Here is a 6,504-nt window from a genome sequence, read left to right on the forward strand (position 1 = left end):
TCCGAAGGTAGCTCACCCCACCGTGACCACGCGGGCCCACTCGGGCGGCGAATCCGGCCCATAGCCGGGAATGTTCTCCGCCAGCGGGCCCACCCTGGGGAACAGGCCCACCACCGTTCGGCAAGGCGGTCTCGAGCTGGGCCAAGGGGTTTGGCCGTCGGTCAACGCCACGATCACATCGGGGCGGGGGTTGCTTCTCAGCGCCCCGGCGAAACCGGTGCGCAGATCCGTACCGCCGCCGCCCAGCAACGGGATTCCTTCGGCGCCGCACAGCTGTTGCGTGACGTACGCGGCGGCGTCGCACGACAGCACCGAGACGAGATCCCGGCGGCCGCCCACCGCGCGGACTATCGCGGCGATTTCGAGGAGCGCGCTGCCCAGTTCGGCGTCGCTCACCGAGCCGGAGGTGTCGACGATGACGCAGACCTGCGGCGGCCTGCGGCGCAGGCTCGGCAGGATGACGCCGGGCAGGCTGGCCGACCGACGAGACGGGCGGCCGTAGGTGTAATCCTCGCCCGCGCCCGACATCGCGGACCGGAGCGCCGCGCCCAGCAGTTCCCGCCACGGCAACGGCGGGTGGAACGCTTCCTCGGCCCAGCGTTTCCAGCCCGCCGGAACGTCGCCCGGGTTGCCGTTGATGCCCTGGGCGACCCGAAATCGGACGGCGTCCCGTTCCTGCTCGCTGAGCCCGTGCGCGCCGTCAAGGCCGAGATCCCAGTCGCGCTCCAGACCGTCGGCGCCGCTGCCGCAGTCGAGCCAGGCGAATTCGGCGGTGTACGGACCGAGCCGGAACTGGGCCAGGTACTCCTCCATCAGCTCGCCTTCGCGCAGCCTCAGCAGTTGCGGATCGACGGCGCCCTCGGGTCGCTCCAGGCCGTCGCCGAAGACGTCGTCGTTGATTTCGCAGTCCGCGGCGATGTTCATCCGCAATCGCTCCGCCGGCCCGGTCAGCTCGTGCTTCGCGGCGTACCGGTCGCCGCGGCAGTGGTGGTCGCGCAGCAAGTGGGAGACCTCGTGCACCCAGACCCCGGCCAGCTCCTCCAGCGGCGTGCGGTCCACGAACCTCGGCGAAACGTAGCAACGCCAGTGGCGGTCGACGGCCATCGTCGGCACTCGCCGTGACTCCACCACGTGCAAGGCGAACAACGCCGTCGCCAGATACGGCCGGTGCCGGACGGCGTAAAGCCTTGCGGCGTAGAGCTTCTCCTCGTCCATCAGCGCTCACCTGCGGGTTCCGCCCGCCGGGACAGCGCCACCGCGCCGGACAGCCGTTCGATCGCCGCCGGTACCTGCCAGTCTTCGCGGCGCAGCGAGGCGAGCGTCGTCGCGGGCACGACCACGAGGTCAGGCGCCCCGGTTTCCAACGCCAGCACCAGCAGCGCCCACGCCGCGTCCCAGCGGGCCTGTTCCGGCCGTTTCCGCACCGCTTCCACTACCCCGTCCAGGACCGTCTGGCGCAGGTCGCCGCGTTCGGGCAGCACCGCCGATCGAGGGTCCGCGAGCAAGGTTTCGGGGTCCGGCAGATCCATCCGGTCGAGGCTGGCGAGCAGCTCCAGACCCGGGCCGTCGCCGACCGTGCCGCGCACCAGCATGGACAGCACCTCCCGGGAAGCGCCCGCCGCGGTGGCGAAAGCGACCAGTCGCAGGGTCATTTCCCAGCTGCGCGGCGAAGGCCACGGACCGCCGCGCCGGGCTTCGCTCTTCGGTAGCTGATGCACGAGCCCAGGCCGGGTGGTCAGGAGTCCGCAGACCGCGCGGCGGGCGAACGTCACGGCGTCGGGCAACTGCGTTGGGTCCAGCTGGGGTAGCGCTGCTTGGGGCCAGGTTCCGCCGAGTCCGCGCACCACGACGTCGTGGTCGTAGGTCCATTGCAGGTGCACGAACCGGTTGGCCAGCGGCGGGCTCAGCTCCCAGCCGTCGGCGGCGGAGGAACGCGGGTTGGCGGCGGCCACGATCCGCACTCCGGGAGGCAGCCTGAGCGCCCCGACCCGCCGCTCGAGCACGACCCGCAGCAGCGCGGCCTGGACGGCGGGCGGGGCGGTGGAAAGCTCGTCCAGGAACAGGAGTCCGCGGCCGGCGCGGACCAGGCGCACGGCCCAGTCCGGCGGGGCCATCGGCACGCCCTGCTCGGCGGGATCGTCGCCGACCACCGGCAGGCCGGAGAAGTCGGACGGTTCGTGCACGCTGGCGATGACCGTGGTCAGCGGCAGTTCGAGCGCCTCGGCGAGCTGGGTGAGCGCGGCGGTCTTGCCGATGCCCGGCTCGCCCCACAGCAGCACCGGCAGGTCGGCGGACACGGCCAGCGTCAAGGCTTCCAGCTGGCTGTCGGGGCGCGGTTCGGTGCTTGTGTCGTTCAGCAGGGAAAGGAGATCGGCGGCGGTGTCCAGGGGGCGTCGATTATCCATGGCAGTAAACAGGTTTCATCACCTTTGGGGTCGAATCAGGGCTGAGCGAATCAGCGAGAGGTCGCGTGCCGGGGGTGGCCGCGGTGGCTGGCGGGCCGGGCGGCGGGCCCGGGCCAGTACGGCTGTGCGTATCCGGCCAGTCCAGCCCGGTAGAGACCGTGGACGACTTGGCGATCCACTGCCGTTTCCAGTTCGTCGCGCAGTGCGCCGCTGCGCAGGAGTACGTCCGGGCCGAGCAGTCCTTCGACGGCGGCGAGGGCGCCGGCCGCATCGCCGTGATCGAGCCGGGCGCGGACGTCCACGAGGCTTTCCGGAGACCGGTGCGCCTCGTCGATCGCCCGCAGGCACGGCAGTTCGGGGCCGCCCAGCGCGCCCAGCAGTTCTTCGCGGCGAATTTCGCCGGGGTCGTGGTCCAGCGGGACGAGCACGCCGTTCACCACGCCGATCCGATGCGTGGCGCCGCGACAGTCGACGAGGCGGGAATTCCCCGTTGCGGTGGGCTTCCGTGCCGCGCCGGGTCGACGGCCGGGCCGAAGTGCCGCTGCGACAAGCGGATGCAGCTGGTCGACGTCGAGCAGCCCGGCGTGGAGCAGCTCCAGGTCGGGCAGGACCCAGGTCGCGGCGTCGGGCAGGACCGGTGCCGCACGGGTTCGGTCTCCTGCGCCGATATCCAGCATCAGCCGGTGCCGGGAGGTGAGCCGTACCGCGACGACGCCGTCCGTGCGCCCCTCCGCGCGCAGCAGCAACGCCGCCTCGGCCGTCCACCGGTCGACCGCGCAGGGTCCCACTCCGCCTGGGAGCTGGACGGCATTCTCGTCCTGGGGCCAGCGCCCCGACCGTTCTCGCAGCTCGCCCGCCCTGCGCACGTCCCACAAGTGACGGTGCAGATCGAGGCGATACCGCCGGTCGGGACGCGGATGCGGATGGAGTCCGGCCGCGCGCTGGGACGGCGACCACAGCGCGAGACTGATCCGCTGCCCGGCATCCGCCCAAGCGGGCGGCGTGCGCGCGACAAGGTGGAACTCGCCGTACCGGGCCAGGGACACCGTGAGCCCTGGCCGGAGGAGGCCGTCCGGCGCGATTCGCGGGAAATGCCAGCGAAGCAGCTCAGGGGCGAGATGCCGCAGATCGGCGCGGACCTGAGCCGCCAGCCAGCCGCCATGGGAGCGGCCGATGGCCCGGAGGTTCAGATCCACGTCGACGCGCGCCGCGGCACAGGCCCCGGCCCAGTCGCCCGCCGAGCGGCGGGCAGTCGCTGACTCGATCATCGACGGCGGCACGGCGAATTCGCGCACGCGCGCCCAGAAAAGGAGGCGAAGATTCTCGTTCGCGGGCAAAGGGTGCATCAGCACTCACCTTTGGCGAACGGAACCCCCGATCTGTTCGAGTAGTTGCTCATCCCGATCAGCGTAGCAGGATCGGCGCCGGGTGCGCTGGGACGTGTCATATTCTGACATTCGCGGCCGCACGGCGCGTTGTTCCGCAGAGTGGTCAGCGGGCGTCACGAAGTGCGTCCGCGCGGCTACGGTCCATGAACGCGACAGGGAGGGAGTCCTGGTGACGGAACCGAAACGGCAGACCCTCACCGAACGCCGGGCCGAGGAGCTGCGCATGAGCATCGCGCTCACCGCGCGGGACCTGTTCGTGGCCGAGGGCGACACGTCGGTGACTGTCGAGCGGATCTGCGAGATCGTCGGGATCAACCCGCGGACGTTCCACCGGCACTTCCCGGTCAAGGAGGACGTCCTGATGCCGCTGCTGCGCCGCAGCGAGCGCGTGATCGTGCAGGGCCTGGAGGACGCACCGGACGACGCGGACCCGATCGAGGTCTTGACGACCGCGCTCACGACCGAACTGAACCGGCGGCAGGTGCCCGAGTACGACCACCAGATCATGACCCTGATCGTCAACACCCCGCAGTACCGGCTGCGGTTCGTGGAGTGGTGCGAGGGGCTGAGCGAGGCGGTCACGCGGTTTCTCGCGCGGTACTACGAGCTTGACCCGGACCCGTTCCTGCGCGAACTTCCGGCGCTGCTGGTGATTCAGACTATGCGGCACTCGCTGACGCGGTGGGTGCAGAGCGGTGGGTCTGATGACTTCAGTGACATTGAGCGGTGGGACTCGCGGGGGTTGCGGATGGCGTTGAGCGGGTTGACTCGGCTCGCCAAGTAGTCCTTTGTGGACCGAGCGGGAATCGCCGAGTGACGAGTCCCGCCCGGCTACAGCGGGGGTTACGAGGACGCGCCAGCGGCGTGCATCGCGGCGATGTAGCCGTACACCACGCCCTGCCCGATCGTCGCGCCTGCGCCCGGGTATGACGTGCCGAAGGCGTTCGCCGCGGTGTTTCCGATCGCGTAGAGACCGTCGACCGCTTCGCCGTCCTCGCGCAGGACTCGGGCGTGTTCGTCGGCGACCAGACCGCCGCAAGTGCCGAGGTCGCTCAGGACCACCCTGACCGCGTAGTACGGCGCGCGGCGCAGCGGGGCCAGGTTCGGGTTGGGGCCGATGGTGGGGTCGCCGTAATAGCGGTCGTAAGCGCTGTCGCCCCGGCCGAAGTCGGGGTCGGTTCCGGTTGCCGCGCGTTCGTTGAACTGCTGGAAGGTGTCCTGGAACGCGGCAACCGGCACGCCCATCGCCGCGGCGAGCGTGCCGAGGTCTTCCGCCTTGTGCGCGATTCCGGCCCGGTACCACGATTCCGGGAGCGGCTGCCGCGGGAAGCAGCGGCCCGCCATGATGTAGCTGTCCCGGTAGCGCTGGTCGAACACCAGCCACATCTCCTCGACCGGCGCGCCGGCCCGTTCGCGGGCGAGGATTTCCTGTCCGAACGACATGTAGTCGATCGCCTCGTTGATGAACCGTTTTCCGTTCTGGTCGACGATGAACGAGCCCGGCAGCGAACGCTCGGCCAGCATGACTGCCGGAGCGCCGCCGGGGACGGGGGCGAACGCCGGGAACCACCAGGCCTGGTCCATCAAAGCGGTGTCCGCGCCGAGTTCCTGGCCTGCGTGGATGCCGTCGCCGGTGTTGCCTTCCGATCCTAGGCTGGAGTGTTCGCCGAGCCGTGGTGACTGGAATTTGTGCCGTGCTTCGACGTCGTGGTCGAAGCCGCCTGCGGCCAGGACTACGCCGCGTCGGGCTCGGACGGTGAATTCCTTGTCTCCCTGCCGCAGTACGGCTCCGGTGACTCGGTCGTCGTCTTGCAGCAGGCGGATCAGGCTGGTCTCTGTCCACACGGGAATGCCCGCGCGCAGTACGCCCGCGAACATTCCGGCCGCGAGCGCTTGCCCGCCTGCCAGGTAGTCGCGGCCGATGAGCATGCCGCCGATGCCCAGCGCGGCTCGCGCGAGGATCCGTGGTAGCGCCTTGAGTGGCTTGCGTGCTACCAGGTTCATCCATTTGTAGTCTGCGCCGGTGACTGGCATTGGCACCGGGGCCTCCATTACGCCCGGGCGCAGTCTGGGGCGTTCGGGGCCTAGGACGGAAGCGTTGAATGGGCGGCATTCGCAGGTTCGGCCTTCTGGGCGGCCGCCTGGTTTTTCCGGGTGGTAATCGGAGTAGCCTTTTGCCCAGAAGAATCGCATTGGTGTGGTGCGGCGGAGCATGTCTACGGCTGCGGCGCCGTGTTTTAGGTAGGCGTGTCCGCGTTCGGGTGGGGCTGAGTTTCCGACTACTGCTTTTAGGTAGGTGGTGGCGTCGGTGACTGCTTGGGGGCCGGTGTCGGGCAGGGTGGGGTTTCCTGGGATCCAGAAGGCGCCGCCGGAGCGGGCTGTTGAGCCGCCTACGTAGGGGGTTTTTTCGACGATCAGGGTGGAGAGGCCTCGTTCGTGGGCGGAGAGGGCGGCGGCTAGGCCGGTGCCGGAGCCGATTACTAGGAGGTCGACTGTGGTGTTTTTGGCTGGGGTGGGGGTGGGGGTGGGGGGTTTTGTGGGGACTTTGTTTTTCACGTTGCTCCTGTGTTTTTGGCGCCGACTTCGTCGTCGCGGGCGGGATCGCTTTTAAGCCGACGTTTGGGGGCTGCCCGGCGTGAGGGGCCTTCGGCCTGTCACGCCGGGGCGGCCCCCAAACACGGGGCGGAACCCCGGGGGGGGGCAGTTAAGGG

The 6,504-nt window shown here is 69.9% G+C and carries 5 protein-coding genes; 1 reads left to right on the forward strand and 4 read right to left on the reverse strand.

Annotated elements, in window-relative coordinates:
* Positions 1-12: 12 nt before the first annotated feature.
* The 3 genes from ABZX37_RS35685 to ABZX37_RS35695 are packed head-to-tail and all read right to left on the reverse strand — an operon-like array spanning position 13 to position 3,751.
* Positions 13-1,215, reverse strand: a complete 1,203-nt coding sequence (locus ABZX37_RS35685; protein WP_354747163.1) for a VWA-like domain-containing protein — start codon at positions 1,213-1,215, stop codon at positions 13-15.
* Positions 1,215-2,405, reverse strand: a complete 1,191-nt coding sequence (locus ABZX37_RS35690; RefSeq protein WP_354747165.1) for a MoxR family ATPase — start codon at positions 2,403-2,405, stop codon at positions 1,215-1,217. Before ABZX37_RS35690 ends, ABZX37_RS35685 begins: the two co-directional genes overlap by 1 nt.
* 50 nt (positions 2,406-2,455) lie before the next feature.
* Positions 2,456-3,751 carry a hypothetical protein gene (locus ABZX37_RS35695; protein ID WP_354747167.1) on the reverse strand — a complete coding sequence of 432 codons (1,296 nt, stop codon included), beginning with the start codon at positions 3,749-3,751 and terminating at the stop codon, positions 2,456-2,458.
* A 211-nt stretch (positions 3,752-3,962) separates the two neighbouring features.
* Between ABZX37_RS35695 and ABZX37_RS35700 the strand changes: the two genes are divergently transcribed.
* Positions 3,963-4,577: a TetR/AcrR family transcriptional regulator gene (locus ABZX37_RS35700; protein WP_354747169.1), complete on the forward strand. Its 615-nt coding sequence runs from the start codon at positions 3,963-3,965 to the stop codon at positions 4,575-4,577.
* Positions 4,578-4,636: 59 nt separating this feature from the next.
* On the opposite strand, the gene ABZX37_RS35705 is transcribed toward ABZX37_RS35700, so the two are convergent.
* Entirely contained in the window at positions 4,637-6,349 is a 1,713-nt protein-coding gene (locus ABZX37_RS35705; RefSeq protein WP_354747171.1) for a 3-ketosteroid-delta-1-dehydrogenase, read from the reverse strand.
* Between the last annotated feature and the right edge of the window lie 155 nt (positions 6,350-6,504).

Origin of the sequence: Amycolatopsis sp. NPDC004079, from assembly GCF_040610415.1 — a bacterium.
Taxonomy (GTDB): Bacteria; Actinomycetota; Actinomycetes; order Mycobacteriales; family Pseudonocardiaceae; genus Amycolatopsis; species Amycolatopsis halotolerans.

Excerpts from the sequence above, each read along its gene's own strand:
- ABZX37_RS35685 (WP_354747163.1), bottom strand. The coding sequence starts at position 1,215 with ATGGACGAGGAGAAGCTCTACGCCGCAAGGCTTTACGCCGTCCGGCAC.
- ABZX37_RS35690 (WP_354747165.1), bottom strand. The coding sequence starts at position 2,405 with ATGGATAATCGACGCCCCCTGGACACCGCCGCCGATCTCCTTTCCCTG.
- ABZX37_RS35695 (WP_354747167.1), bottom strand. The coding sequence starts at position 3,751 with ATGCACCCTTTGCCCGCGAACGAGAATCTTCGCCTCCTTTTCTGGGCG.